At 71.7% G+C, this 26,182-nt stretch carries 23 protein-coding genes; 6 read left to right on the top strand and 17 right to left on the bottom strand.

All coding sequences use genetic code 11. From position 1 onward, the window contains the following. The first annotated feature begins 189 nt into the window (after positions 1-189). Positions 190-1,902, top strand: a complete 1,713-nt coding sequence (locus tag KIH74_RS24485) for a hypothetical protein (RefSeq protein ID WP_214158486.1) — start codon at positions 190-192, stop codon at positions 1,900-1,902. A gap of 6 nt (positions 1,903-1,908) precedes the next feature. On the opposite strand, the gene KIH74_RS24490 is transcribed toward KIH74_RS24485, so the two are convergent. Both KIH74_RS24490 and KIH74_RS38875 read right to left on the bottom strand, forming a co-directional pair. Continuing rightward, complete coding sequence (locus tag KIH74_RS24490) at positions 1,909-2,196, bottom strand: hypothetical protein (protein WP_214158487.1); 288 nt, start codon at positions 2,194-2,196, stop codon at positions 1,909-1,911. A 140-nt stretch (positions 2,197-2,336) separates the two neighbouring features. Continuing rightward, a complete protein-coding gene (locus tag KIH74_RS38875) occupies positions 2,337-3,767 on the bottom strand; it encodes a tyrosine-protein kinase domain-containing protein (RefSeq protein ID WP_214158488.1) in 1,431 nt (476 codons plus the stop codon). A 500-nt stretch (positions 3,768-4,267) separates the two neighbouring features. On the opposite strand from KIH74_RS38875, the gene KIH74_RS24500 reads away from it, so the two are divergent. The 3 genes from KIH74_RS24500 (at position 4,268) to KIH74_RS24510 (ending at position 7,572) form a co-directional block, all read left to right on the top strand. Continuing rightward, on the top strand, positions 4,268-5,845 hold the full coding sequence (locus KIH74_RS24500; protein WP_214158489.1) for a tetratricopeptide repeat protein: 1,578 nt from the start codon (positions 4,268-4,270) through the stop codon (positions 5,843-5,845). Positions 5,846-6,121: 276 nt separating this feature from the next. Beyond that, a complete protein-coding gene (locus KIH74_RS24505; RefSeq protein ID WP_214158490.1) occupies positions 6,122-6,952 on the top strand; it encodes a DUF1542 domain-containing protein in 831 nt (276 codons plus the stop codon). 200 nt (positions 6,953-7,152) lie between these two features. Beyond that, the gene (locus KIH74_RS24510; protein WP_214158491.1) at positions 7,153-7,572 is read left to right on the top strand and encodes a hypothetical protein; all 420 of its coding nucleotides are present in this window, start codon (positions 7,153-7,155) and stop codon (positions 7,570-7,572) included. Between the two features lie 23 nt (positions 7,573-7,595). Here KIH74_RS24510 and KIH74_RS24515 read toward each other — a convergent pair whose 3' ends face one another. The 6 genes from KIH74_RS24515 to KIH74_RS24540 all read right to left on the bottom strand — a co-directional run bounded on the left by KIH74_RS24515 (position 7,596) and on the right by KIH74_RS24540 (position 12,280). Then, a complete protein-coding gene (locus tag KIH74_RS24515) occupies positions 7,596-8,279 on the bottom strand; it encodes a molybdopterin-dependent oxidoreductase (RefSeq protein ID WP_214158492.1) in 684 nt (227 codons plus the stop codon). 328 nt (positions 8,280-8,607) lie between these two features. Further along, positions 8,608-9,723 carry an ABC transporter ATP-binding protein gene (locus tag KIH74_RS24520; protein ID WP_214158493.1) on the bottom strand — a complete coding sequence of 372 codons (1,116 nt, stop codon included), beginning with the start codon at positions 9,721-9,723 and terminating at the stop codon, positions 8,608-8,610. Continuing rightward, the gene (locus KIH74_RS24525) at positions 9,720-10,565 is read right to left on the bottom strand and encodes an ABC transporter permease (RefSeq protein ID WP_246573027.1); all 846 of its coding nucleotides are present in this window, start codon (positions 10,563-10,565) and stop codon (positions 9,720-9,722) included. Before KIH74_RS24525 ends, KIH74_RS24520 begins: the two co-directional genes overlap by 4 nt. Before the next feature lie 91 nt (positions 10,566-10,656). Next, positions 10,657-11,451 (bottom strand): molybdate ABC transporter substrate-binding protein, encoded by a 795-nt coding sequence (gene modA, locus KIH74_RS24530; RefSeq protein ID WP_308113993.1) that lies wholly within the window; start codon positions 11,449-11,451, stop codon positions 10,657-10,659. A gap of 34 nt (positions 11,452-11,485) precedes the next feature. Beyond that, a complete protein-coding gene (locus KIH74_RS24535) occupies positions 11,486-11,896 on the bottom strand; it encodes a TOBE domain-containing protein (protein WP_214158494.1) in 411 nt (136 codons plus the stop codon). A gap of 78 nt (positions 11,897-11,974) precedes the next feature. Continuing rightward, positions 11,975-12,280, bottom strand: a complete 306-nt coding sequence (locus KIH74_RS24540) for a hypothetical protein (RefSeq protein WP_214158495.1) — start codon at positions 12,278-12,280, stop codon at positions 11,975-11,977. 87 nt (positions 12,281-12,367) lie between these two features. On the opposite strand from KIH74_RS24540, the gene KIH74_RS24545 reads away from it, so the two are divergent. Beyond that, positions 12,368-13,660, top strand: coding sequence for a multidrug effflux MFS transporter (locus tag KIH74_RS24545; protein WP_214158496.1), 1,293 nt, complete (start codon positions 12,368-12,370; stop codon positions 13,658-13,660). On the opposite strand, the gene KIH74_RS24550 is transcribed toward KIH74_RS24545, so the two are convergent. Next, entirely contained in the window at positions 13,657-13,983 is a 327-nt protein-coding gene (locus tag KIH74_RS24550; RefSeq protein ID WP_214158497.1) for a hypothetical protein, read from the bottom strand. The two genes, KIH74_RS24545 and KIH74_RS24550, sit on opposite strands and share 4 nt — an antisense overlap. A gap of 333 nt (positions 13,984-14,316) precedes the next feature. Between KIH74_RS24550 and KIH74_RS24555 the strand changes: the two genes are divergently transcribed. After that, positions 14,317-14,994: an HAD family hydrolase gene (locus tag KIH74_RS24555; RefSeq protein ID WP_214158498.1), complete on the top strand. Its 678-nt coding sequence runs from the start codon at positions 14,317-14,319 to the stop codon at positions 14,992-14,994. Here the strand turns inward: KIH74_RS24555 and KIH74_RS24560 are convergent. From KIH74_RS24560 to kdpF, 8 genes are all read right to left on the bottom strand, one after another. Next, positions 14,894-16,249, bottom strand: coding sequence for a helix-turn-helix domain-containing protein (locus tag KIH74_RS24560; RefSeq protein ID WP_214158499.1), 1,356 nt, complete (start codon positions 16,247-16,249; stop codon positions 14,894-14,896). The two genes, KIH74_RS24555 and KIH74_RS24560, sit on opposite strands and share 101 nt — an antisense overlap. A gap of 452 nt (positions 16,250-16,701) precedes the next feature. Beyond that, positions 16,702-17,916 carry a geranylgeranyl reductase family protein gene (locus KIH74_RS24565; RefSeq protein ID WP_214158500.1) on the bottom strand — a complete coding sequence of 405 codons (1,215 nt, stop codon included), beginning with the start codon at positions 17,914-17,916 and terminating at the stop codon, positions 16,702-16,704. Positions 17,917-17,995: 79 nt separating this feature from the next. Then, positions 17,996-18,664 carry a response regulator gene (locus KIH74_RS24570; protein ID WP_214158501.1) on the bottom strand — a complete coding sequence of 223 codons (669 nt, stop codon included), beginning with the start codon at positions 18,662-18,664 and terminating at the stop codon, positions 17,996-17,998. Then, a complete protein-coding gene (locus tag KIH74_RS24575) occupies positions 18,661-21,204 on the bottom strand; it encodes a DUF4118 domain-containing protein (protein ID WP_214158502.1) in 2,544 nt (847 codons plus the stop codon). Before KIH74_RS24575 ends, KIH74_RS24570 begins: the two co-directional genes overlap by 4 nt. Positions 21,205-21,206: 2 nt before the next feature. Next, a complete protein-coding gene (locus KIH74_RS24580; protein WP_214158503.1) occupies positions 21,207-22,058 on the bottom strand; it encodes a potassium-transporting ATPase subunit C in 852 nt (283 codons plus the stop codon). An 11-nt stretch (positions 22,059-22,069) separates the two neighbouring features. After that, the gene (kdpB, locus tag KIH74_RS24585; protein WP_214158755.1) at positions 22,070-24,148 is read right to left on the bottom strand and encodes a potassium-transporting ATPase subunit KdpB; all 2,079 of its coding nucleotides are present in this window, start codon (positions 24,146-24,148) and stop codon (positions 22,070-22,072) included. A gap of 30 nt (positions 24,149-24,178) precedes the next feature. Next, entirely contained in the window at positions 24,179-25,840 is a 1,662-nt protein-coding gene (gene kdpA, locus KIH74_RS24590; protein WP_214158504.1) for a potassium-transporting ATPase subunit KdpA, read from the bottom strand. After that, the gene (gene kdpF, locus KIH74_RS36930) at positions 25,840-25,929 is read right to left on the bottom strand and encodes a K(+)-transporting ATPase subunit F (RefSeq protein WP_214158505.1); all 90 of its coding nucleotides are present in this window, start codon (positions 25,927-25,929) and stop codon (positions 25,840-25,842) included. The genes kdpA and kdpF overlap by 1 nt, the downstream gene beginning before the upstream one ends. Positions 25,930-26,182: the final 253 nt, after the last annotated feature.

A 26,182-nucleotide genomic window follows, 5' to 3' on the forward strand; every position in this document is an offset into this window, starting at 1 on the left:
CAGGAATCGGGCAACCAGCTCATCGAGGGCGTCACCACGGCGGACTCGTCCGGCGGCGCGCTGAAATACGCCTCGGGCGACGCGCAGAGTGCCCAGCAACGTGGGTCTTTGGCCGCGACAGCTGTCGCGCCTGCTGATCCTTCCTCTTCTGATTCGTCATCTTCCAGCTCATCGGGTGGTTCGGGGCCAGTGCGACTGATCGGCGAAGACGAGACCTCGGAGGCCATGCAGATGGCCGGAGCGGCAGCGGGGTCCCTCGCGGCAGAGGCCGGCACGGTGCCGGTCCCCACGGATCTCGATCCCGGGGACAGGCTGACCACCACCGGCCTGGAGGCCGGCGGGCTGTCGCTCAGCGCGGCCACGGTGGGTGCCGCCCTGGCGGCCACCGGAGCGCCCCTGGAGCTGGCCGCCGTCTCGGCGCCGGTCTCCGGGTCGGTGCCGGTCGCCACCCTGGACGAAGACACCGGCGCCTCCACCGAGCCCTACGCGTTCGTGCCCGAACCGGCCGGCGGCCGGGGCGCGGCCCCGGTCTCGCCCGCGGTGGGCAATCCGCTGGGTGCCGCCAACCCGTCGTTCGGTGCGGCCGCCTCGGCCGCTGCCGCCGGCGGTCCGGCCGGCAACGGTGGCGGCCAGCCCGGGCAGGCCGGTGCGGGGCAGCCCGCGGGTGGCCAGCCGCGCGGTCGGCGTGGGCCCGACAACGGCCCGTTCGTGCCGCGCGAGATGGTCGCCCGGCGGCGTGCCGCCGAGGCGATGACCCGTGCCATCGTGATGGCCCCGCCGCTCCCGCCGTCGATGCTCGCGGCCCAGCAGCAGATGCAGGCCCCGCCGAGCGGGCCGATCATGCAGCCGGGCGCCGAGACCCAGGTCGACCAGTCCGTCACGTCGTCCACCAAGACCCAGCCGGGCTCCAGGAACCGCAAGCGCGGCAAGGGGCGCAAGCAGGGGGCACACACCGCCGGCATCCCGATCCCGGCGCCGGGTCAGCAGACCCCGCCCAGCGGCTCCATGCCCATCGCCCCGGCCGCGCCGGGCACCGGCTCGATGCCCATCGGCTACGCCCACCAGGGTTACCCGCAGGGCTACCCCCAGCAGGGCGGCTATGCCCCGCAGGGGTACGCGCCGCAGGGCTACCCCCAGGGTTACCCGCAGCAGCAGGGTTACCCGCAGGGCTATCCCCAGGGTTACCCGCAGCAGGTGCCGACCGGCTCGATGCCGCTCAGCGCCACCGGCTCGATCGGCATGCAGCCCGGTCAGCCGGTCGCCTACCAGCAGCAGGGGCCGGGCGGCCGCCCGCCGGCCCAGCACGGCCCCACCAAGATCGCCCGGGCCGCGATGTTCGCCGGGGTGTTCGTGGTGATCGCCGGCATCATCGCCGGTGTGCTCATCAGCCGGGGCGGCGACAGCGACCCGGGCACCACCGCCAACGTCAGCACCACCGGCACCGCGTCGCCGTCGTCCACCGAGGCCGCCGACGCCGCGCCCACGATCAAGCTGGACTTCGACACGCAGTCCTACGCCGACGCCGGCACCGGCATCTTCGAGAAGAGCGACGGGGTCTACGGCACCCAGAGCTACGACAGCGCGGCCTTCGGCAACCTGAAGAAGGGTGTCGGCCTGATCGTCGACCTGGGCAGCGAGAAGAACGTCAGCTCGATCAGTTTCGAGGTCGGCAGCGCTCCGGTCACCGTGGGCCTGCGGGCCGCGGACTCGTTGTCCACGTCCGACCTCAGCGCCTACGACAAGGTGGTCGAGCAGACCTCCAAGACCGGCAAGGTCACCTTCGGCGCCTCGGCCGGCGGGAAGCACCGTTACTGGCTGATCTACGTCACCAGCGCCGGCTACCAGAACGGCAAGTACGGAGTCTCGATCTCCGACCTGACGGTGCTCGGCCCGAAGAGCTGACACTGCTCAGATCCTTGAGCGCAGGCCGTCGAGCACGTGATCGGCGAGCGGCCACCGTGGCACGACTCCGTCCACGGTGACCGCTACCGATCCCTGATAAGTGCGTACCCAGCTCACGCCGTCGTAACTGAGGGCTTGGTCCGGCCGGGCCAGCCAGCGGCGCAGGGCGTCGCGGTCGAACACGGCGTAGCAGGCGTCGCCCACCCAGCACTCCACGTACGCCCGGAAGATGCGCAGCTCCAGCGTCACCGGGCCGCCCCCGGCATCGCGCAGGTCGATCGGCAGGCCAGCCATGTCTCTCAGGGTCGGTCAGCAGATGACGCCGGACGATGTCGCGATATGGCACGGCCTCTGCACCCTGGCGGGGAGCGGGTGCTCCTGGTCGCTCCGGCCGGGAACTGATGCCCGGCCGCAGACCGGGCTCGGCGGCGGACTCAGGCCGGACTGTTCTCGGCGTCGGGCAGGACGACCTGGGCCGGGCGCACCGCCGGGGTCCCGGCTGCGGCCTTGGGCGCGTTGCCGTACCCGTATCCGTAGCCGTACCCGTCGTAACCCCCGCGGCGCTTCTTCTTCGGCGCGAAGTTCAGCACCGAGCCGAGCAGTTTCGCGTTGACGGCGTCCAGGGCCTGGAGTGCGCGGTTGGCGTCTTCCTTGCGGGTGCGGCCGTGCCGCAGCACCAGCACGGCACCGTCCGCGGCGGCCGCCAGCACGGCGGCGTCGGTGACCGGCAGCAACGGCGGGGCGTCGACCACGACCACGTCGTAATGCGTGGCCAGGGTGGCCAGGAGGTCGGCCATCTGCTGAGAACCCAGCAGTTCCGAGGGGTTCGGCGGGGTCGGGCCGGAGGGCAGCACGGCGAGGGTGTCACGGCCGTACACGGTGACCACGTCACGCAGGTCGTGTCGGCCGGCCAGCACCGTGGTCAGCCCCGCTGCGCTGCTGATGCCCAGGTAACGGCCGACGGTGGGCTTGCGCAGGTCGCCGTCCACCAGCACCACGCGGGCGCCGCCGAGGGCCAGGGTGAGAGCGAGATTGCAGGCGCTGGTGCTCTTTCCCTCGTTCGGAAGAGGGGAGGTGACCACGATCACCCGGGGCGGCGAGTCGACGTCGGCGAACTGGAGGTTGGTGCGCAGGGTGCGGAACGCCTCGGCCCGGGCACCGTGTTCGTCGGTGTCGACCAGGGGCTGCTTGGTGGTGCCGGCGTCGTAGGGCACGACGCCGAGAGGGATGGCGCCGGTCAGCTTCTCGATGTCGGACACGCCGGTCACCGCGGTGTTCATCGCGTCGCGCAGCACGGCCGCGCCGATGCCCAGGCCCAGCCCGGCGAGCAGGCCGAGCGCGAGGTTCAGCGGCACCCGTGGGGACACCGGGGTCTTATTCGGGGTGGCTCGCTCGACCACCGTGAGGCGCACCGGCGAGGAGGTCTGCTGCGGAAGCGTTTCCAGCTGCGCCACGTAGACCGGGAACTGGTCGGCCAGGCCGTTGGCGATGAGCGCGGCCCGCTCGGCGTCCGTGTCGGTGACGGTGATGTCGAGCAGAACCGTGTCGGGCGGGGCGGTCACGCTGATCTGGCCCGCGCTCACCGGCACCCCGTAGGCGCTGGAGACCCGTTCCAGGACGGCCGGGCTGGTGACCACGTCGGCGTACGACTTGATGCGCTGCTGGACGAAGGTGCCGCCCTGGCTCATCTGCGAGACGTCGTCCTGCTTCTCGCCGGTGATGCCGACGAACATCTCGGTGCCGGCCGAATAGGTTCGCACCTGACGGTCGGTGTAGGCGTACGCGGCGCCCGTCCCGAGAGCGGCGAGCAGCAGCACGACGAGCCACTGCCGGCGCAGCACATGCAGGTACTGAACGATGGTCACGTGCGTCCCCCCGAGGGCAGTGTCCGGGCATCTGTTCAGCGCTGAACGGCGTCATGCTATCGGCGTGAATGCTTGCGGACCGGCGTTGCGACAATCCGTTCGTCCCATGCGCGGCTAGGTATTTCGGTCAGCCGAATACCGGGAGTATGGAATGCTGGCCTCCGGCGTCGCACCGGCCCGCCGAAGACCTGGCGGACGTGCGGCGAAATAGCTCGGAATTGTGCGCCTGGATTCGACGCCGAATTGCACGATGCAGTGCAAGTGTGCGGCAGGTGTGCGTGGAGATGCGCAGGCGCACTGCACCGACGGTGCACCTCGGAAACAATCTCGCCAGCTTCTGGAGAAAGCGGCTAATTCGTGCCTATGCTGACAATTACTGCACGCGCAGTAGGTGTCGGCGGACCATATTTGCGCGATTGACGGGGGTCATCGTGATGACGGTGGAACGCTGGACAGGGCATGAGGCGTGGGCTTTGCGCCGGGCTCTGAGAATGACCGTGGTGGGCTTTGCCGAATATCTCGGAGTCGGCACCCGCACGGTGAGCAAGTGGGAGGCACGCGGCGCTGACATCGAGCCGATGCCCGAGCTCCAGGCGGTGCTGGACACCGCCCTGGCCCGGGCCGATCGAGCCAGTGCTGAGCGGTTCCGGCTGCTGATCCAGGCGGGAACGGCGGCGCGGGCCGCCGCGGGCAGACGGCGCGGCACGGCGGAGAAGTCGCCGTCCGCACCGGTGTCCCCGGTGGCACGTTCGGCCGGTCCGGGGCGTTCGGTCCGGGCCACCCGTACCGGGCCCGGCCTGGCCGAGGCCGGAGGCCGGGTGGCGCGCACCTCGGTGCGTGACCGCGCGGCGGCGGTGCCAGGCCGGATCCGTCCGGCCCGGCGGCGTCCCGGCCCGGGTGCACCCGGTGAGACGGAGACGGCGACTCCGCTGATCGGCGCGTCCGGCCCGGCCGGCACAACAGGTCCAGGTGTCCCCACGGCGAACGGGGCACCCGGCTGGCACACCGATCCGCTGGTCCAGCTCAGGGCCGCGGACTCGGTTCCGGAGGGCGGCGCGCCCTCGGTCTCGCCGTCACTGGCCTGTGCCCCGCCCGAGGGGTTCCAGGACAGCTGGCTCCAGGGCCGGGCCGCGCTCAGCGAACCGCCGGGTGGTCATCTCGCGGTCGGCCGCAGCGATGTCGAGGCGGTGCAGGAGACGGTCTCGTTCTTCAGCCGCGTCGATCAGCGCCGGGGTGGCGGGCACGCCCGCACGGCCGTGCTCCAGTACCTCACCTCCGACGTGTCCGCGTTCCTGCACGGCCGGTTCACCGACGACACGGTGCGCCGTCAGATGTTCGCCGCGGCCGGGGAGCTCGCCTGCCTGGCCGGGTGGATGTCGTACGACGACGCCGAGCACCCCACCGCGCAGTGGGCCTACTCGATCGCCGTGAAGCTGGCCACCGAGGCCGGTGACGCCCCGCTGGCCGGGTTCGCCCTGCGGGCCATGTCGCGTCAGGTGCTCGACCTCGGCCAGCCCGACCGGGCCCTCGACCTGGCCGCTGCCGCGGTCAGCGGGGCGCGCTACCAGCTGGCGGTGCCGCGGGAACGTGCTCTGCTGCTGCTGGGGCAGGCCCGGGCCCTGGCGATGGCCGGCGACCGGCAGGCGGCCACGGTGGCGGTGAAGCAGGCCGAGTCCGAGATGGCGGCGGCGTCGCTGTCCGGGGCCGACCCGGACCGGGTGTTCTTCGTCAGCGACGCGTCGCTGGCCCACCAGTCCGGTTGTGTCCTGCGTGATTTCGGTGACCTGAGGGGTGCACTGGAGGCCTTCGAGCACTCGGTGCAGATCCGGCAGCGCTCCAAGTTCCCCCGGGCGCACGCCATCACCCTGGGCGATCTCGGTGACGTGCAGGCCCGGCTGGGCCATCACGACCGGGCGGTCACCACCTGGTCGCAGGCGCTCGACGCGATGTCGGGCGTGCGCTCGGCCCGCACCCGCGCCATCGCCCGGCGGATCCGCGTGATGACGGCGAGCAAGCCGGTCCGGGTGGCCGGGTCGGAGGAACTCGCGGCCCGGGTGGAGCTCTACCTGGCCGGCTGATCCGGCCTCGCCCGTGGCCGTGCGAGCATCGTGCGCGGTCACGGGCGGGAGGGCTCGGTCACGGGCGGGAGGGCTCGGTCACGGGCGGGAGGGCTCGGTCACGGGCGAGAGGGCTCGGTCACGGGCGAGAGGGCTCGGCCGCGGGCGAGGAGCTCGGCCACGGGCGAAGGGCTCGGCCACGGGCGAAGGGCTCGGCCACGGGCGAGAAGACCGGGCATCAGCCTTTTCCCAGGTGGTTCGCGGTGATCCCCCGGATGCCGGGGCCACCATCAATCCATGCTGATGTTCATCTTCACCGCGTTGCTCATCGCCGGTGCGGTGGGCTGGTTCACCAGTCGGCGCAGTCCGGCTCCGGTCGCCCAGGCCCCTCGCCCGGGGGGATACCAGACCGCGCCCGACTACGGCACCCCGTCGTACGGCACCCCGTCGTACGGAGGCGGGGGTTACGCCCCGGCCGGGCCCGACCTGACCGACGCCCGGGCCGAGGCCGCGCACTGGGTGGAACGGCTCGGCAGCGGCGTCACCGCCCTGGAGGGCATGGGCAACGGCGACAACGCCGCGGCCCGGCAGTCGGTGGCCGAGGCCGCCGAGCGGCACGCCTCCGCGCGCCGGCAGCTGGCCGAGGCGGTGTCGGCCAAGCAGGTTCAGCTGGCCGGCCGCACCGCGATCGAGGGCCTGCACTACCTGCGCTCGGCCCGGGTGGCGTTCGGCCTCGACCCCGGTCCCGAGGTGCCCCAGGAGTCGGCCGTGCCGACCGTGCAGGGCACCCGCCGGGTCACCGTGAACGACCAGGAGTACGTCGCCTCCAGCGCCCCCGGCGACTCCACGCCGTACTACTACCCCGGCGGCCAGGTGCAGGGCCGGACCGTGCCGTCCGGCTGGTACAGCCGGCCGTGGTGGAAGACCGCGATGGTGGCCGGTGCCGCCGGTATCGGCTCGATGCTGGTGTTCGACGCCCTGTTCGGCGGAATGCACGGGCACCACCACGGCGGCGCCTTCCCCGGTGGGATGGGCGGCCCCGGCGGAATGGGCGGCATGGATGGTGGCCCCGGCGGATTCCTCGACGGAGGGCCGGGCGGGTTCTTCGACGACGGCTTCGGGTTCTGAGCGACCGAACCGCCCGAGCCCGCGTTCAGCACCTTCAGCCCGGCGTGAGCCGCGCCGATCACCCTCCCGTCACCGGCGCGTCGCCCGGCATCCACTCTGGCGTGGTGTCGCGGACTCGTCGAGGATGGGACGGGCAACCGGGAACGGGGTCACCGACGATCCGAGGAAATCCGTCCGCGTCAACGCAGCGGAGGCAGATCGTGGAACTCCATCAGTCGGCCGCGGCCGTGCTCGGCGTCGTGCCCCGCACCCCGGGCGACCTCCGGTTCCGGCTCTCCCAGGCACTCCAGGTGCTGACCACCGACGACCGCATGCTCTGGTCGTTCGTCGCGCTGGTATTGGCCGGGCTGTTCCTGGCCCTGGCCCGCACCCCACGAGCCACGCTGGTCTGCGCGCTCGCGGTCGCCGTCACCAGTTTTGTCTGGCTGCGGGCCAACCAGCTGCACGAGGGCAGGGTGCTGGTGCGGTTCTCGGCCTCGCACGGGCTGACCGAGGCCGATCTGCTGGTGCCGCTGGTGGTCATCACCGCCGGGGTGTGCTGGCTGGCCGGGCAGACGCTGCGCAGGCGGCGTCTCACCAGGAGAAGGCGCCGCGTGCGCGCCCTGCTCCCGACCCTCTAGACCTCCAGCCCTGGACCCGCGGGTCAGCCCGCGATGCCCTGCCCCGACGGTCCGTCCTGCGGACCCCGGGGCGGCGAGGGCAGCCGGTTCGGGTGGGTCTCCTGATAAGACCAGCGTTCCTCGGCCCAGACCTGACCGCGCAGGTGATAGCCCCGCTCCTCCCAGAACCCGCGCCGCGGCTGGAGCAGGTACTCCCACCCCCGGAACCACTTCGGTCCCTTCCAGGAGTACAGGTGCGGCACCACCAGCCGCACGGGGTAGCCGTGCTCCGGGGTCAGCGCCGCGCCGTCCTGGTGGGTGGCGAGGATGGCGTTGTCGGCGAGCAGGTCGTCGAGCCGCACGTTGGCGCTGTAGCCGTACTGGCCGTAGACGATGACGTCGGTGATGCCGGGCAGCGGCGGGTAGGCCGCCACCACGTCACGCGCCAGCACGCCCTCCCACCGGTTGTCGAGAGTGGTGAACTTGCCGGCGCAGTGCATGTCGGCCGTGAGTTCGGTGCGCGGAAGCATCTCCAGCTCGGCCAGCGACACCACGAACGACTCGTCGCTCTTGGTGGCCCCGCCGAAGCTCATCTTCCAGGTGTCGCGCTCGCGCACCTTGGGCACCGGCCCGTAGTGCCGCACGGGACGGTCCGTTCTGCCGGTCTGGCCGGGAGGCAGAAGATGGTCCTCTCCCGGCTGATGATCGTGGTCCGGTCCCTCCACCATCCCACCTCTCATCCGGTCCTCGGGCTGTCGTCGCCGGTCGGTTCCGTGCGACTTCACGCACCGGCCGGCGTCCACCATGTTCGACGCTGACCGGCCGATCCGCCCAATCGGCAGGTGGACGCGGCTTTGGACTCTACTGACTGGTTGGTCAAAGGGGTGACCAGGGCCCGCTTCTGTGGCGGATGTGGTCTGTATCGGTCCGTAAGCACCCGGTCATGTCCGCAGCTCGGCGGCCTGCCGTGTCCGTTTCGGTGTCATCGGGGGTTCACAGCGGGCTCATGGCAGGCTCATGACCGGCCGGTGGCCCGCCGCCGGGCCCGCGCGGGGTTCAGGACGCGGTGTACGCCGTCACCTCATTGGCCTTCGCCGAGAGCCAGACCTGCTGGCCCGGGGTCAGCCGCAGGTCGGCCAGCGCGGCGGTGGTCACGTCGACGAGTGCGTCGGGAAGGCCGGTCACCGCCACCCGCACCCGGTCGGTGAGCAGCTCGACGCCGGCAACGGTGCCGGTCCAGACGTTGCGCGGGGAACTGTCGGGCAGCTCGGCCAGGTGCAGACTGATCGCGGCGGGGGAGAGCACGGCCAGCACCCGGCCGCCGTCCACCAGGGGCTCGCCGGAGGTGGTGACGAACAACGTCCCGCCGTTCTCCAGCTCGACCCGCCCGGTCGCGGCGTCGGCCGTCCGCCCGCGGTAGAGGTTCAGTCCCATCAGCCGGGCCACGTACTCGGTGGCCGGCCTGCGGGCCACCTCGGCCGGTGTTCCGGTCTGCGCGATCCGCCCGCCCTCCAGCACCAGGATCCGGTCGGCCAGCACCAGGGCCTCCAGCGGGTCGTGGGTGACCACGACGCTCGGCCCGGCGAAGGCGGTCAGGCGGCGTCGCAGTTCGGTGCGGATCTCCAGCCGGGTGCGGGCGTCCAGCGCGGCCAGTGGTTCGTCGAGCAGCACCAGGGCCGGATCCGAGGCCAGGGCGCGAGCCAGCGCCACCCGCTGGGCCTGCCCGCCGGAGAGCCGGTCCGGGCGCCGGGCGGCCAGGTCGGCCAGGCCGAGCAGGCCGAGCACCTCGTGCGCGCCGGTCCGGGCCACGCGCCGGCGGGCGCCGCGCGCCCGGGCCGCGAACGCCACGTTGTCGAGCACGGACAGGTGCGGAAACAGGCGGTAGTCCTGGAACACCAGGCCCACGCGGCGGTCGGTGGCCGGCACGAACAGGCCGTCGGCCGGGGCGTCCCAGCGGGTCCCGCCCACGGTGATGTGTCCCTCGCGCAGGGCCAGCAGCCCGGCCAGCGACCGCAGCAGGGTGGTCTTGCCGGCGCCGTTCGGCCCGAGCACGGCCAGCACCTCGCCCGGCCCGACGGTCAGGGCCGCCCGCAGCTCGAAGTCTCCGCGGCCCGCCACCACCTCGGCGTCCAGGCCCTCAACGGTGGACGACGAGGGGCCCGTGCCGGTCACAGCCCGGTCCCGGTGTTCATCCAGCGCTCCCGCAACAGGCCCAGCGCGGCGACGGAGACCAGCAGCAGCACCAGGCTGAGGGCGATGGCGGCGTCCGGGTCGTTCTGGAGTTTGAGATAGATGTGGATCGGCATGGTCTGGGTGGTGCCGGGGAAGCTGCCGGCGAAGGTGATCGTGGCGCCGAACTCGCCCAGCGCCCGGGCCCAGGCCAGCACGCTGCCGGCGATCAGGCTGGGGGCGATCAGCGGCAGCGTGACGCGGCGGAAGGTGGCGAACGGTTTCGAGCCGAGCGTGGCCGCCGCCTCCTCCAGCCCGCGGTCGGCGGTGCGCAGCGCGCCCTCCACCGAGACCACGAGAAACGGCATGGCGACGAAGGTCTCGGCAATGATCACGGCCCACACGGTGTAGGGCAGCGAGAAGCCGAACCACTCGTACAGGTAGCCGCCGACGATGCCGCGACGGCCGAGCGCCAGCAGCAGGGCCAGGCCGCCGACCACCGGGGGCAGCACCAGCGGCAGCGTCACCAGGGCCCGCAGCAGGCTGATGCCGGGCCGTCGGCTGCGAGCCAGCGCGAAGGCCAGCGGCACCCCGAAGAGCAGCGACAGGCCGGTGGCCGCGGTCGCCGAGATCAGCGAGAGTTTCAGTGCCTCAAGGGCTTCCGGCTCGGAGAGCAGCTCGGGCAGCTGTGCCCAGGGGGCCCGGATCAGCAGCCCGGCCAGCGGCAGCAGCAGGAACAGCGCCGCCACCAGGGCCGGGGCCAGCAGCGGCAGCGGCGTTCGGGTGCCGGGCCGGTCCACGCCGCGATCGCGGGTTCCGGTGCGGGGACGGTTGATCGGGCTCAAGCGGGCCTGCTCGCCGGTGTCATCGTGCGCTCCATCTCGTCATGCTCCCCGAGGTCCCCGTGGTCCCCGGCCGGGGACCACGGGAATGAGGTCAGGGCTTGGCGAACCCGGCGGACTCCAGCTGCGTGGCACCCGTGTCGGACAGCACGTAGTCCTCGAAAGCCTTGGCCAGCTCGGCGTTCTCGGAGCCCTTCAGGGTGGCGATCGGGTAGGCGGTGCTGGCGTTGACGTCGTCCGGGATCTCCACCCCGGTCACCTTGTCGCCCGCGGCCTTGACGTCGGTCACGTAGACGACGCCGGCGTCCGCCTCGCCCAGCGTGATCTTCGAGAGGGTCGACTTCACGTCCACCTCGTTGCTGACCGGGGTGACCGTGATCCCGGCGTTGTCGAACACCGCCCGCGCGCTCACGCCGCACGGCACGTCCTCGGCGCAGAGCACCACCTTGGTGTCCTTGTCGGTCAGGTCGTCGAGCGAGTCGACCTTCGCCGGGTTGTCGGCCGGGACCGCGATCTCCATCGTGTTGTTCGCGAAGGTGACCGGGTCGGAGGCGTTTCCGGCGTCGACCACCTGGTCCATGTTCTTCGTGGCGGCCGAGGCGAACACGTCGGCGGGGGCGCCGGAGTTGATCTGCTCGGCCAGGGCGGAACTCGCGGCGAAGCTGAAGGTGACCGTGGTGCCCGGGTTCTCGGCCTCGAACGACGTGCCGAGGGCGGTGAACGACTCGGTCAGCGAAGCGGCCGCGAACACGGTGATCTCACCGGACAGGCCGGACGAGGAGGACGACGAGGACGAGGTGTCGTCGCTGTCGGAGGATCCGCCGCAGGCGGTGAGCGAGAGGGCGGCGGCGGCCAGGACGGCCGTCGCGGTCAGGGTGTGTCGGCGCACGGGTGACTCCGAAAGTTTCGAGGCGGAGGGGAATTCAGGCGTTGTCGGGGACTTCGACCACGACGTTGGTGGATTTGATCGAGGCCACGGCCAGCACGCCCGGCTTCAGGCCGAGCTCGTCGGCGGCCTCGCGGCTCATCAGCGAGACCACGCGGTAGGGGCCGGCCTGGATCTCGACCTGGGCCATCACGGTGTCGCGCACCACCCGGGTGACGAGGCCGGTGAAGCGGTTGCGGGCCGAGGAACGGCCCAGGCCGTCCTGGTCGGCCGGGGGCGCCTCGGCCGCGAGTTGCTCGGCGAAGCGCGCCAGTTCGGCGCCCTCGACGGCACGGCGGCCGGATTCGTCGGTCGTCGTGGGCAGTCGCCCGGAGTCGGCCCACCGACGGACGGTGTCGTCGCTGACGCCGAGGAGCTCGGCGGCCTGCCGGATGCGGAACATGGTCACAGCGAGCGAGCATAACCCGCAGATGCGGAAATTCTACCGGGCGGGTGTCCGAAGTTGCGGATCTGCAATGCCGAAGGGCTAGAGTCGCGAACCGGGCACCCGCACCGTGATCAGGCGGAGCTCGTCGGCCAGGCCGTCGATGCCGTCCCGGTCCACCGGCCCGGCCACGATCAGGGCGTGCAGGGCGTGCCGTGCGGCCAGGGCCCGCACGGCCTGCAAGGTCTCCTCCTCGCCGTGCAGGCTGCCGTTCAGGTCGAAGGTGTCGAGCAGGGCGTACCCCTCGGCGCCCGCGCACAGCGCGATCTCGATCCGGGCCCGGCGGCGCCGCAGGTCGGAGGTTCCGGTGTCGAACCGGAACAGGCCGACGGCGAGGGGGTGTGGCATGGCACCAGAATCCGGCCGGATCCGCCCGGATTCGATGTTCCACCGGTGAACCGCCGATGCATCGTGACTCTCAGGTAGCGTCATCCGGTGCCCTCTCTGCCCGGTCTCCTGCGGACCAGTTCCCGTCCCCTGACCGCGGCCCTGGTGATCGTCACCGGGGTCGGGCCGATCGCTACCGACTCCTACGTCGCCGCGCTCCCCGCCCTCCAGGTCTCGCTGCACACCTCGGCGGCGGTCGCCCAGCTCACCCTGACCGCGTTCATCATCGGGATGGCCGGAGGGCAGATCGTTTTCGGGCCGGTGAGCGACGGACTGGGACGACGGGGGCTGCTGCTGGGCGGGGCCGTCGTGTTCACCCTGGCGGCGGCGCTGTGCGCGGTGGCGCCCTCCGGGCCGTTCCTCGTGGCGGCGCGGCTGGTGCAGGGGCTGGCCGCGGGGTCGGGCATCGCGATCGGGCGGGCCGTGGTGGGTGACGCCTATCCGCCGGCCGAGGCCGCCCAGCGGTACGGCACGCTCGCGTCCATCACCTTTCTCGGGCCGGTTCTGGCCCCGGCCGCGGGCGGTCTGGTGCTCGCGGTGGGGGACTGGCGCGCGCTGTTCGCCGTCCTCACCGGGTTCGGGGTGCTGATGGTGCTGGCCACGATGTTCGGCCTGCCCGAGACGCTGCCCGTCACCCAGCGGCACGGCGGTGGGCTGGGCGCCACCGTGCACCGGATGCGCGACCTGGCGGGGGACTGGTCGTTCATGCGGCACGTGGCCGTGCAGTGCCTGGTGGTCTGTGGGTTCTTCACCTACATCGGTGGCTCGTCGTTCGTGCTCCAGGAGGTGTACGGGATCTCCGAGGGCACCTACGCCCTGGTGTTCGCGGTGAACGCCGTGGCGATGGCGGTGACCAGCATGCTGTTCCGGCTGACGGTCGGGCGGGTGGGAGCGGTGCGGCTGCGGCTGACCGGCATGATCGCGTCGTCGGTCGCCGTGGCCGGGGTGCTGGTGTGCGCCCTGGCCGAGCACCAGGGGCCCGGCACGCCCCCGCTCGCCGTGGTCTGGGTGCTGCTCACCGTGCTGGTCGGCGGGATGGGCCTGACCATCCCCTCGGCCACCACCCTGGCCCAGGAGGCGGGCCGGCGTTCCCGGGGCACGGCGGCGGCCCTCCAGGGCGGTCTGTCGTTCGCCTGTGGGGCGCTGGTGACGCCGCTGACCGGACTGCTCGGCTTCGGCACCCTGCTGCCGATGGCCGGGCTGATGTCCGGGTTCTTCGCGCTGGCGATGCTGCTGCTCGCCCTTTTGCGCGGTGCTGCGGACGCCGGTGTCGCGTCGTCCACCAGTAGGCGCACGATGAGGGAGACCAGCGGCTACCCGCACAGTCGAGACCACGGCTAGTGCCGGCGCTGGCTCCTGCGCCGGGGGTGGCCGTGCTCGACCCAGTCGACCCAGCGGTCCGAGCGGTGCAGCCCACCGCGCGAGCGGCGGTCCCGGCTGACCCGGACCCGCAGGATCGCCGGGGACTGCTCGCTCGGGGTGACCGACACGATGTCGGGCAGCGCCCGGATCATCCGGCCGGCCGTTCCGTCTTGCCACTGGCCGGCATTGGTGTGCAGGTAGACCACCAGGACGTCGGGCTCGATCAGGTCTTCGCTGATGTCGAGGAGCGCGAGGCCCCGGCTGCGCAGCTCGCGGCCCAGCAGCTCGGCCCGCATCTCCATTTCCGCACTGTCTGCACTCATGCCGGCGGTCAGCCCCCTCGCGACGAACAGGCCCCAAAAGCTGAGAACCAGGAGCCCTTGTGCTCGGGACCCCTGGGAGGGCGAGACCAGCGATGGGTGATGGTCCCGCACCGCTGGCCTCGCCGATCTAGGGTGGTCGACCCCCGTTTGCTCGACCACAAGACCAGGGTCATACGGATGAGGAGCCCAGTCATCCGTTCGATGAGGACAGGACGAATGTCCTCATTGCACCTTTGTGTGCGGGCGATGCTGGCCCCTGGCTGAACGAAGACTCAGCAGACTCAGTGGACGCAGCAGGGAGGCGCGAGAAGCATGATCCGTTCGGTCGTGTTCGACGTTGGCGAGACGCTTCTGGACGACACGTCGGAGTGGGGCCGGTGGGCGGACTGGATCGGGGTACCGCGGCACACCTTCTCCGCCGTGATGGGGGCCGTGGTGATGACCGGGCGCGACAACGGGGAGACCTTCGAGTACTTCCGCCCGGGCTTCGACCTGCCGGCCGAGCGGCAGCGCAGGGAGGACGCCGGGTGCGGTGAGCACATCAGCGAGACCGACCTGTACCCGGACGTGCGGCCGACGCTCCGGGCGCTGCGCGAGGCCGGTTTCTGGGTGGGGGTGTCGGGCAACCAGTCGGCCCGCGCGGGCGATCTGCTGCGCGAGCTCGGCCTGCCGGTGGACGCCGTGATGGTGTCGGGCGACCTGGGGCTGATCAAGCCGTCCCGGGCGTACTTCGACTGGCTCGCCGGGTGGGCGCCCGGCGAGCGCGACGAGATCCTCTATGTCGGTGACCACCGGGACTTCGACGTGATTCCCGCGCGGGACCAGGGTTTTCACGCGGCTCTGGTGCGGCGGGGGCCGTGGGGTCACCTGTGGGCCGACGACGACGAGGTCAGGCGGAGGGCGGACTGGGTGGTCGGGTCGCTGAGGGAGCTGCCCGCGCTGCTCGGACGGCGGGAGCCGGCCGGGCCGGAGCCAGTACCTCACGGGTGAAACCCTCCACCGCCGCGGCCCGCACCGAGCTGGTGCCGGCCAGGGCGGTGAGGGTGCTGTGCACGTCCGGGTCGACGCGGACGTTCTGCGGGGCGATCCGCTGGGCCGAGCGGAGCGTCTCCAGAACGTCGTCGTGCTGCCCGATCGCGAACTGGGCGCGCGCCAGGTCGACATAGAAGTGCGACCGGCGCTCGGCCGGCAGGCTGGTGGGCGGTGCCCAGTCGCGGGCGGTGTCGAGGGCGACCTGCGGGGCGTCGAGCTCGACGGCGGTGGACACCTCGTGGATGCGCACCGACTCCGGCCCGAACGCGGTGCCCGCCCAGATGCCCTCGGTCACCTGGGCGGCGGTGGTCTTGGCCTCGTCCAGGTGGTCCCAGGCCAGGTCTTGCTGCCCGGCCCGGGCGGCGGCGATGGCCGCGCGCATGTGCAGTGCGCCGTACTGGGCCAGCATCTCGTCGGTGCGGTCGGTCGGGCGGTCTTTCACCGCGTCGGCCGCCCGCTCCAGCATGACCCGCCCACGGCCGGGCTCACGGCCCAGGAAGAACGACTCGGCGCGCACGTACGAGGTGGCCGCCAGGTTGAACGGGTCACCGCTCTGGCCCGCGGCCCAGCCCATGATGTGGATCAGCCGGCCGCCCAGGTCGTGCAGGCCGAGCTTGGCCGCCACCGCGTCGGCCGCCCGCCAGGCCTGCACCAGCAGACCGGCCACGGCCTGGCGGTTGCGTTCCTCGTGCTGTTCCATCAGCGAGCGGGTCAGCTCGGGGATCAGGTCGGGCAGGCCGGCCAGCAGCTGCCGGTACTGCGAGTTCAGCCGCTCGTGCACGAGATAGTCGGTGGCGGTGCTCAATTCGGCGATGCTGCGCACCGGGCCGTCGTCGGGCAGGTCGTAGAGGTCGGCCAGCCGGTGCAGCGCGCTGATGCCCGGGCCGTCGGCGCTGATCAGGCCGAGGCCGGAATCCAGCCGCCGGGGCCGGGTCTCGATCCGGCGCTCGGCCAGGTCGAACTCCAGGGCGGCGTTGGCCAGCTGGATCAGCTCACCGCCGGCGCCGAGGGCCTCGTCGAGACGGCGGGCGACGTCGGGCTGGGGGCGGCGTTCGGCCCGTTCCATCTTGGCGATGAGGGTGCCGCTGACGTGGACGGTGCGGCCCAGCTGGGACTGGGCCAGCCCGGCCTGGGTGCGGTAGGTGCGCAGGCGCGCCCCGAAGCGGGCGAGCCGGGATGCGTCGGGATCGAGGTCGCGCAACGGCTGTGGCATGGCTGGCCTCCCATCAAAGGTCCAGTCGCAGCCACGCCCCTCGCCGTGTCAGCGCGCGCACGCTGCTGTCATCACAATATGCAACCCTGCACCAAAGGGTAAGTCCGAAATCATCCCTTTTGGCGAGATGGCCCGACTGTTCCGCGCTTTCTCTGACCAGGCGTCCAAGGAACTTCCTACCGGATTCCTCGCGAGTAGTCTGCCCAAGCCTTGCTGGCCTGGCGTGTCGTGGCTACGCAGGGACGTTTGGAGGGCGGGGCCGCGGTGGGGCTCCAGGCTGTCCGTCACCGCGGTCCCGCCGGCAGGAGGGGTGCCAGGCGGGGGCTGGCCTCCGAGTGGCAGATACTGTCAGTCGCAGTGCGTTACGAGACATGGCCGGTAGCCGGATGCATGGGGACAGCCCGACTGTCCTCATGATCAACGGATCAGGGGGATCAGGTGGATCGCGCGGCTCAGGCGGTGCCGGCCGCCGGTGCGCCACTGAGGGCCCGCAGCGCCCACCGGGCCGGGCCGAATCGCAGCACCCGGGCGACGTCGGTCTGGCCGCGGGTCAGGCGCTGGAACTCGCGCCACCCCAGGGGAGTACGGGTCAGGAGGGCGTGCATGACCGACGGGTGTCGCTCGAAAGCCTGGAGAAACACCCGGCCCGCCTCCATCTCCGGGCCCAGCTCCTCGGTGATGCGCATCGTGTAGTCACGCACCACGCGGCTCAAACCTCCCATGCTGGGCGGCATCCCGTTCGGGGCCGCGGCCTTCGCGGCGCACTCGCCGGCGATCCGGCCGGACCGCAGGGCGTACGAGATACCTTCCCGGGTCCAGGGTTCCAGCAGCCCGGCGGCATCGCCGGCCACCAGCACCCGGCCGTCGCCGAGCGGCGAGTCGGTGGTGCGGCAGCGGGTCAGGTGACCCGACTCGTGCACCACCTCGGCGTCGGCCAGGCCCTGCTGCTCGGTGAAAAGCTTGAGATAGGAGCGTGCTTCGTCGGCCGTTCCGCGCCGGGCGATGACCCCGACGGTGATCGTGCCGCCCTTCGGGAAGACCCAGCCGTACGAGCCGGGGATCGGGCCCCAGTCCATGTGAATGCGCCCCGCCCAGGTGCGCGCCTGCTCGTCCGAGGCCTTCAGCTCGTACTCCAGGCCCAGGTCGACCTGGCCCGGCGTGACGCCCACGTGCCGGGCGATCCGGCTCGCGCTGCCGTCGGCGCCGACCACGTAGCGCGCCCGGATCGGCCCGGCCGACGTGGACAGCAGCGCACCGTCGACGTCCTGGGTGACCGCCGTGACGGTGACCCCGGAACGGGTTTCGGCGCCGAGCCCGGCGGCGTGGTCGAGCAGGGCGGCGTCGAACTCGCTGCGGTCGACCAGGCTGAGCATGCGCTCGCGCGAGGCCCGGCCGGCCGGCTTGCGCCCGCGGTCGGTGAACGTGGCCCGCACGATCTCCTGCCGCACCGGCACGTCCAGGTCGCTCAGCCCGGCGAGCTCGGTCAGGCTGACGCCGATCAGGCCGCCGCCGCAGGTCTTGTACCGGGGGAAGGTCGCCCGGTCCACGATCAGGGTGCGGGCGCCCATCCGCGCCGCGGCCGCGGCCGCGCTGCTCCCGGCCGGCCCGGCCCCGACCACGACCACGTCGTACCCGGTGCGCTCGTTCTGGTTCCCGCTGGCGTGCATCCGCGCATGCTAACCAGCTCGGCTGAACGCCCGATGGTGAGCCAGCCCTAAGTTCCGCTCCGGCACGGTTCGGACGGCGTCACGGCTGGAACCGGTACCCCATTCCGGGCTCGGTCAGCAGGTGGGCCGGGCGGGTCGGGTCGGTCTCCAGTTTGCGCCGCAGCTGGGCCATGTACTGCCGCACGTTCTGGGTCTCCGCCCGGTAGGTCGGGCCCCACACCTGTTCCAGCAGGTAGCGCTGGCTGAGCAGCTTGCCCGGCTCGGCCACCACGGCCGCCAGCAGCTGCCACTCGGTGCGGGTCAGGTGCACGTCCGGGGTGATCACCCGGCGCGCCAGGTCGATCCGGTAGCGCCCGACCAGCACCTCCGCCGGGGCCTCGGCCGGATCGCCGAACCGCCTGGCCACCACCCGGATCCGGGCCAGCAGCTCGTCCACGCTGAACGGTTTGGTGACGTAGTCGTCGGCCCCGGCGTCCAGGGCGTCCACCTTGTCGCGGCTGTCGGCCCGGCCGGAGAGCACGATCACCGGAACCCTGGTCCAGGTGCGCAGTTGCCGGATCACCTCGACGCCGTCCAGGTCGGGCAGCCCGAGGTCGAGCACGACGATGTCGGGATGGTCCTGCCGGGCGGCGTCCAGCGCACCCTGCCCGGTGCCGGCCGTGACCACCTCGTACTGCCGGGCCAGCAGATTGATCCGCAGCACCCGGATCATCTGCGGCTCGTCGTCGACCACCAGGATCCGGGTCACGGATTCACCTGGTCGTCCTGGTCCACCTCGACCAGCGTCATGATCATGGTCAGCCCGCCTCCTGGAGTGGTGTCGGGGGTCAGGGTGCCACCCATCGCCTCGGTCAGGCCCCGGGAGAGCGCCAGGCCCAGGCCCACCCCGGTGCCGTTGTCCCGGTCACCGAACCGCTGGAACGGCAGGAACACGTCGTCCCACAGCTCCGCCGGGATGCCCGGGCCGCGGTCGATCACCCGGGTCTCCACCTCACCGGCGTGCGCGCTGACCACGATCATCGGCGGGCTGCCCTCCGGCGAGTGCCGTAAAGCGTTGCGCAGCAGGTTCACCAGCACCCGCTCGATCAGCACCGGGTCACCGGTCACCTCCAGGAACTCCTCCGGGAGACGCACCTCGATGTCCCGGCCCTCCGGGCCGAGCTCGTCCAGGGCCATCGCCACGGTCTCGGCGATGCTGGTCGGCTGCGGCCGCATGGCCAGCGCCCCGGCCTGGAGCCGGCTCATGTCCAGCAGGTTGTCCACCAGCCGGGTCAGCCGGTCCAGCGACTCCTCCACGCTGGCCAGGAGTTCCGTCCGGTCGTCGGCGCTGAACTCGACCCCGGGCGCACGCAGCCCGCCCACGGCGGCCTTGGCCGATGCCAGCGGCGTCCTCAGGTCGTGACTGACGGCGGACAGCAACGCGGTGCGCATCCGGTCCACCTCGGCCAGCGGACCCGCCGCCGCGGCCTGCTCCCGCAACTGCTGCTGCCGCATCGCGACCACCGCCTGGGCAGCGAACGCCTGCACCACGCGGCGGTCCTGGGCCGCCAGCGGGTGCCCGCTCAGCACCAGCGAGATCTCCTCGTCGACGAGTACCTCGGCGTCACCCTGGCCGGGTGTCGTCACCGCCTCGCCCACCGACGCCACCACCTGCCAGGCGTCCGGGTCGTGCTGGAGGTCGGGACTCGGGCCCGAGCCGGGAGCGCGGTGCAGCAGCGTCGCCCCGGTGAACCGGAAGGTCTCGCGCACCTGGTCGAGCAGCGCCGGCAGCGGCTGGGCGCCGCGCAGCACACTGCCCGCCAGGGTGGACAGCGTCTCGGCCTCGGCCCGCGCGCTGGCCGCCTCCCGGGTGCGCCGGGCCGCCCGGTCCACGGTGGCGCTCACCGCCACCGCCACCGCCAGGAAGACCAGCAGCGCCAGCACGTTCTCGCGGGTGGCGATGGTGACCGTGTGGATCGGCGGGGCGAAGTAGAAGTTCAGCAGCACCGATCCGGCCACCGCCGCGAACAGGGCCGGCCACAGCCCACCCACCAGCGCCACGATCACCACCGCGGCCAGGTAGAGCAGGATGTCGCTGCCCAGCGACACCTGACCGCGCAACTGGCTGAGCAGCAGGGTGAGCCCGGCCAGACCCAGCGCCGCGACCAGCAGCCCGGCCACCCGCCGGTTACGGCTCAGGGCACTCTCCGCCTTCGGCAGCGCCCGGCCCCGGTGCACCTCGGCGTGGGTCACCAGATGGACGTCGATGGGCCCGGCCCCGTTCGTCGTGGTGACGCCGACGCCCGGGGAGAAGAGCGACTGGAGGCGGCCGCGCCGGGAGACGCCGAGCACCAGCTCGGTCGCGTTCACCCCGCGGGCGAAGTCGAGCAGGGCCTGCGGGACGTCGTTGCCCACCACCTGGTGGTAGGTGCCGCCCAGGTCCTCGGCCAGCGTGCGCTGTGCCGCCAGGTGCGCGTGGCTGCCGCCGCTCAGCCCGTCGTTGCGGGCCACGTGCACGGCCAGCAGGTCGGCGCCGCGCGAGCGGCTGGCCAGCCGGGCCGCGCGACGGATCAGGGTCTCGCCCTCCGGGCCGCCGGTGAGCGCCACCACCACCCGCTCCCGGGCCTCCCAGGTGTCCGAGATGTCGTGCGCCGCACGATAACTCTCCAGCTCGTCGTCCACCTTGTCGGCCAGCCAGAGCAGCGCCAGCTCACGCAGCGCGGTCAGGTTGCCCACCCGGAAGTAGTTGCCGAGCGCGGCGTCGATCTTCTCCGCACCGTAGATGTTGCCGTGCGCCATCCGCCGCCGGATCGCCTCCGGCGCCATGTCGACCAGCTCGATCGTGCCGGCCCGGCGCACCACCTCGTCCGGCACGGTCTCCCGCTGCGGCACCCCGGTGATCTGCCGGACGATGTCGTTGATCGACTCCAGGTGCTGCACATTGACCGTGGTCAGCACCGTCATCCCGGCGTCGAGCAGCTCCTCGATGTCCTGCCAGCGCTTGGCGTTGCGCGAGCCGGGCACGTTGGTGTGCGCCAGCTCGTCCACCAGCACCACCTCCGCGCCGCGGGCGAGCACCGCGTCCACGTCCATCTCACTGAAGGTGGTGTCGCGGTAGCGATGGGCCCGCCGCGGGAGCACCTCGAGGTCACCGATCATCGCCTCGGTCTGTTCCCGGCCGTGGGTCTCGACGTAGCCGATCACCACGTCGGTGCCGCGCTCGCGGCGCCGGTGCCCCTCTTCGAGCATCTTGTACGTCTTGCCCACACCGGGAGCCGCCCCCAGGTGCACCCGCAGCTGTCCCACCATCGTTATGCCTTGTCCAGCGCCAGATTCAGTTCCAGCACGTTCACCCCGGGCTCGCCGATGAAGCCGAGCGCGCGGCCGGTGGTGTACTCGTCGACCAGTTTCTGCACCTGGTCAGTCTGCATGCCGCGCTCCCGGGCCACCCGGGCGACCTGGAGATCGGCGTAGGCCACGCTGATCTGCGGGTCCAGGCCGCTGGCGCTCGCGGTGACGGCGTCGGCGGGGACCTGCGGGTCTGCGGGGGCGTCACCGCGCACCGGCGTGGTGACGTAGCCGGTGTACCCGGTGTCCGGCTCGGCGCACTCCACCTTCACCCCCTGATAGGTGGTCACGAAGGGCGAGGCCGGGCAGGCCTGGTTCAGGCTGACCACGCGGGTGATGCGCCCGGTGGCGCCGTCCTCGTGCCACACCCCGAGCACGGCGCCGACCCCGTCGGGCGTGCAGTAGGGCCGGGAGCCGTCCGCGCCCTCCAGCTCGCCGACCGCGAGGCTGCGCGAGCAGACCTGGGTGAGCAGGCTCTGCGAGGCCGTCTCGGCGTCCGTGCTCAGGGTGTCCACCACGTCCTCCGGCCCGAGGTTGGACGCGCTGGTCGACAGCGGGTCGTAGCCGTCGCCGGCGGCCGAGGGCCGGGACTGGAAGTACTGCACCAGGGCCTTGCCGTCGGAGTCGGTGAAGGACTGGCCGACCAGCGCGGAACCGACTGCCCGGCCGTCTTTCTCGAGCAGGTCCCGGTGCAGGCCGGGCAGCTGGGCGACGGCGGTGATCAGCAGTGGGTAGGCCAGACCGAGCACGGCGGTCAGGACCAGGAGAACACGGAGGGCCGCGAGGTGCTGGCCGATCCAGGACGGTAGTCGCATGATGACGTTCCTCAGAAGATGCTGGAGACCAGCAGGTCGATGAGCTTGATCCCGACGAACGGGGTGACGATTCCGCCGACGCCGTAGACCAGCAGGTTGCGGCGCAGCATGGTGGCGGCGTCGGAGGGCCGGTAGCGCACGCCGCGCAGGGCCAGCGGGATCAGCGCCACGATGATGATCGCGTTGAAGATCACCGCCGACAGGATCGCCGAGGTGGGGCTGCCCAGCCGCATCACGTTCAGGGTGTCCAGGCCCGGGTACACCGCGGCGAAGATGGCCGGGATGATCGCGAAGTACTTGGCGATGTCGTTGGCGATCGAGAAGGTGGTCAGCGCGCCGCGGGTGATCAGGAGCTGCTTGCCGATCTCGACGATCTCGATCAGCTTCGTCGGGTCGGAGTCCAGATCCACCATGTTCCCGGCCTCTTTCGCGGCCGAGGTGCCGGTGTTCATCGCCACGCCGACGTCGGCCTGGGCCAGCGCCGGGGCGTCGTTGGTGCCGTCGCCGGTCATCGCGACCAGCTTGCCGCCCTCCTGCTCGCGCCGGATCAGCGCCAGCTTGTCCTCCGGCGTGGCCTCGGCCAGGAAGTCGTCGACCCCGGCCTCCCGGGCGATCGCCTCGGCGGTGCGCGGGTTGTCGCCGGTGATCATCACGGTGCGGATGCCCATCCGGCGCATCTCGTCGAAGCGTTCCCGCATGCCGTGTTTCACGACGTCCTTGAGATGGATGACGCCGAGCACCCGGGTCGGCTCGGCCACCACCAGCGGGGTGCCGCCGGCCGAGGAGATCTCGTCGACGATGTCCTTCAGGTCGGCCGGGATCCGCCCGCCGTTCGTCCGCACCCACTCGGTCACCTGGGCCGTCGCGCCCTTGCGCAGGACCCGGCCACCGACGTCCACCCCCGACATCCGGGTCTGGGCGGTGAACTCCACCCAGACCGGGTCGGACAGCTCGCGTTCGCGCAGCCCGTGCGCCTGCTTGGCGTGGACCACGATCGAGCGTCCCTCCGGCGTCTCGTCGGCCAGGCTGGACAGCTGGGCCGCGTCGGCCAGCTCGGCCACCGAGACCCCGTGCACCGGAACGAATTCCCCGGCCTGCCGGTTCCCCAGGGTGATCGTGCCGGTCTTGTCGAGCAGCAGCACGTTCACGTCACCGGCGGCCTCCACCGCGCGGCCCGACATCGCCAGCACGTTGCGCTGCACCAGCCGGTCCATGCCGGCGATGCCGATGGCCGACAGCAGCGCGCCGATCGTCGTCGGAATCAGGCAGACCAGCAGGCTGACCAGCACGATCCCGGTGACGCCGCCGTCGTCGATCACCACACCGTCGATGCCGAAACCTTGTTGCCCGACCGCGAACACGGCCATCGGCTGGAGCGTGGCCACCGCCATCAGGAAGATCACGGTGAGCGAGGCGAGCAGGATGTTGAGGGCGATCTCGTTCGGTGTCTTCTGCCGGTTCGCGCCCTCGACCAGGGCGATCATCCGGTCCACGAAGCTCTCGCCGGGCTTCTGCGTGATCCGCACGACGATCCGGTCGGACAGCACCCGGGTGCCCCCGGTGACCGCGGACCGGTCGCCGCCGGACTCCCGGATCACCGGCGCGGACTCGCCGGTGATGGCGGACTCGTCCACGCTGGCGATGCCCTGGATCACCTCGCCGTCGCCGGGGATCACCTCACCGGCGTCCACCACCACGGTGTCGCCCTGCTTGAGTTCGGTCGCGGCGACCACGGTTTCGGTGGTTCCGTCCAGCCGCCGGGCGGTGGTGTCCTGCTTGGCCCGGCGCAGGGTGTCGGCCTGTGCCTTGCCTCGCCCCTCGGCCACCGCCTCGGCCAGGTTGGCGAAAACCACCGTCAGCCAGAGCCATCCGGTGATCACCCAGGCGAACAGCGACGGGTCGGCGACGGCCAGCACGGTGGTGAACGCCGAGCCGATCTCGACGATGAACATCACCGGGTTGCGCCACAGGGTGCGGGGGTCGAGCTTGATCAGCGCGCCGGGCAGCGAGGCCCACAGCTGCCGGGGGTCGAGAAGGCCGCCGCCGGCGGGTTTTCGCGGGTTCTCGGGCGGGGCCGGGGTTTCGGTCATGGACGTTGTGGTCACCGGGGGTCCTCGGGTTCAGCTCAGGCCCTCGGCGATGGGGCCGAGGGCGAGTGCGGGCAGGAAGGTGAGGGCGACGACGATCACGACGACGCCGACGAGCATCCCGACGAACAGGGGCTGGTAGGTCTTCAGCGTTCCGGCGGACTCCGGCGTCGGCGTCTGCCGGGCCAGTGAACCCGCCATGGCGAGCACGAAGATCATCGGCAGCAGCCGGCCGAGCAGGATGCAGATGCCCAGGGCGGTGTTGTAGAAGCCGGTGTTGGCGCTCAGCCCGGCGAACGCCGAGCCGTTGTTGGCACTGGCCGAGGTGAAGGCGTAGAGCACCTCGGAGAAGCCGTGCGTGCCGGTGCTCAGCATCGAGTCGCGGGCGCCCGGCACCGCCATCGCCACGGCGGTGCCGACCAGCACCAGGGCGGGCGTGGTCAGCAGGTACAGCGAGGCGAACTTGATCTCCCGGGAGCCGATCTTCTTGCCCAGGTACTCCGGGGTGCGCCCGACCATCAGGCCGGCCACGAACACCGTGATCACCGCGATGACCAGCATCCCGTAGAGGCCGGAACCGGTTCCGCCGGGCGCGATCTCGCCGAGCATCATGTTCAGCATCGTCAGGCCGCCGCCGAACGAGGTGTAGGACGAGTGGAACGAGTCCACCGCACCGGTCGAGGTCAGCGTGGTGGCGGCACCGAAGGTGGCCGAGTTCAGCACGCCGAATCTCTGGTCGACGCCCTCGGTGGCGGCGCCGGCGGCGGTCGGCACGGTGCCGGGGTGAAGGCCCTGGCTCAGGTTCAGCAGCGCGATGCTCGCCACCGCGATCACGCCCATCGCGGCGATGATCGCGTAGCCCTGCTTGTTGCCGCCGACCATCCGGCCGAAGGCCCGGGGCAGGGCCACCGGGATGAGCAGGATCAGGAAGATCTGGATCCAGTTGGTCCAGGCGGTCGGGTTGGACAGCGGGTGGGCGCTGTTCACGTTCCAGAACCCGCCGCCGTTCGTGCCCAGCAGCTTGATCGCCTCCTGGCCGGCCGCCGGGCCGCCCGGGACGGTCTGGGTGGCCCCGGCCAGGGTCTGCACCTCGGTGCCGGAGGAGAGGTTCTGCACCGCACCGGCAGCCACGAAGACGATCGCGGCGGCCACCGCCACCGGCAGCAGCACCCGGAAGCAGATCCGGACCAGGTCGACCCAGAAGTTGCCGAGGTATTCGGTGCGGCTGCGGGCGAAACCGCGCACCAGCGCCACGCAGACGGCGATGCCGACCGCGGCCGAGGCGAAGTTCTGCACCGCCAGGCCGGCCATCTGCACCAGGTGGCCCATGGTCGACTCGCCGGAGTAGGCCTGCCAGTTGGTGTTGGCCATGAAGCTGACCGCGGTGTTCCAGGACAGCGCCGGCGGCACGTCGTCGAAGCCGAGCGACAGCAGCAGGTGGCCCTGGATCCGCAGCAGCAGGTAGAGCCCGAGCACCGAGACCAGCGAGAAGGCCAGCACGCTGCGGGCGTACACACCCCAGGGCTGCTCGGCCTGCGGGTCGACCCCGATCAGCCGGTAGACGCCGCGTTCGGCCCGGCTGTGCGTGGTGCCGGTGAACACCCGGTACAGGTAGTCGCCCGCCGGCCGGTAGAGAGCGGCCAGGACGACGACGAGCGAGGCCACGAAGACGACGCCCGCGACGGTGTCGCTCATCAGAACTTCTCCGGGAAGATCAGGGCGGCCAGGAGGAAGACGGTCAGGCCGACGGCGATCACCAGGCCGGCCAGGTTCACGAGGGTCACAGTCGTTCCACCCCTCGCACGATCAGCGTCAGCACGCCGAAGAGCGCCGCCGTCACCACCAGATAGACAAGGTCAAGCACCGCTGTGCCTCATTCGCGTCGTGGTTCCCCGGCTTCCTGCCGGACAGGTGTCAGCACACCTCCGCGCGAAAAGGAAGGGCAGATGCGTTGACAGTTTCTTGACAGGGCTTGCAGCGATCCCTACAGGATCTTGACGCCGGAGCTCAGGAATGCCTCACAAAGCTTTGACCTGG

The sequence above is a fragment of the Kineosporia corallincola genome (assembly GCF_018499875.1).
GTDB lineage: Bacteria > Actinomycetota > Actinomycetes > Actinomycetales > Kineosporiaceae > Kineosporia > Kineosporia corallincola.

Excerpts from the sequence above, each read along its gene's own strand:
- KIH74_RS24490 (WP_214158487.1), bottom strand. The coding sequence starts at position 2,196 with ATGGCTGGCCTGCCGATCGACCTGCGCGATGCCGGGGGCGGCCCGGTG.
- KIH74_RS24505 (WP_214158490.1), top strand. The coding sequence starts at position 6,122 with ATGCTGATGTTCATCTTCACCGCGTTGCTCATCGCCGGTGCGGTGGGC.
- KIH74_RS24515 (WP_214158492.1), bottom strand. The coding sequence starts at position 8,279 with ATGGTGGAGGGACCGGACCACGATCATCAGCCGGGAGAGGACCATCTT.
- KIH74_RS24540 (WP_214158495.1), bottom strand. The coding sequence starts at position 12,280 with ATGCCACACCCCCTCGCCGTCGGCCTGTTCCGGTTCGACACCGGAACC.
- KIH74_RS24550 (WP_214158497.1), bottom strand. The coding sequence starts at position 13,983 with ATGGAGATGCGGGCCGAGCTGCTGGGCCGCGAGCTGCGCAGCCGGGGC.
- KIH74_RS24555 (WP_214158498.1), top strand. The coding sequence starts at position 14,317 with ATGATCCGTTCGGTCGTGTTCGACGTTGGCGAGACGCTTCTGGACGAC.
- KIH74_RS24560 (WP_214158499.1), bottom strand. The coding sequence starts at position 16,249 with ATGCCACAGCCGTTGCGCGACCTCGATCCCGACGCATCCCGGCTCGCC.
- KIH74_RS24565 (WP_214158500.1), bottom strand. The coding sequence starts at position 17,916 with ATGCACGCCAGCGGGAACCAGAACGAGCGCACCGGGTACGACGTGGTC.
- KIH74_RS24575 (WP_214158502.1), bottom strand. The coding sequence starts at position 21,204 with ATGGTGGGACAGCTGCGGGTGCACCTGGGGGCGGCTCCCGGTGTGGGC.
- KIH74_RS24580 (WP_214158503.1), bottom strand. The coding sequence starts at position 22,058 with ATGCGACTACCGTCCTGGATCGGCCAGCACCTCGCGGCCCTCCGTGTT.
- kdpB (WP_214158755.1), bottom strand. The coding sequence starts at position 24,148 with ATGACCGAAACCCCGGCCCCGCCCGAGAACCCGCGAAAACCCGCCGGC.
- kdpA (WP_214158504.1), bottom strand. The coding sequence starts at position 25,840 with ATGAGCGACACCGTCGCGGGCGTCGTCTTCGTGGCCTCGCTCGTCGTC.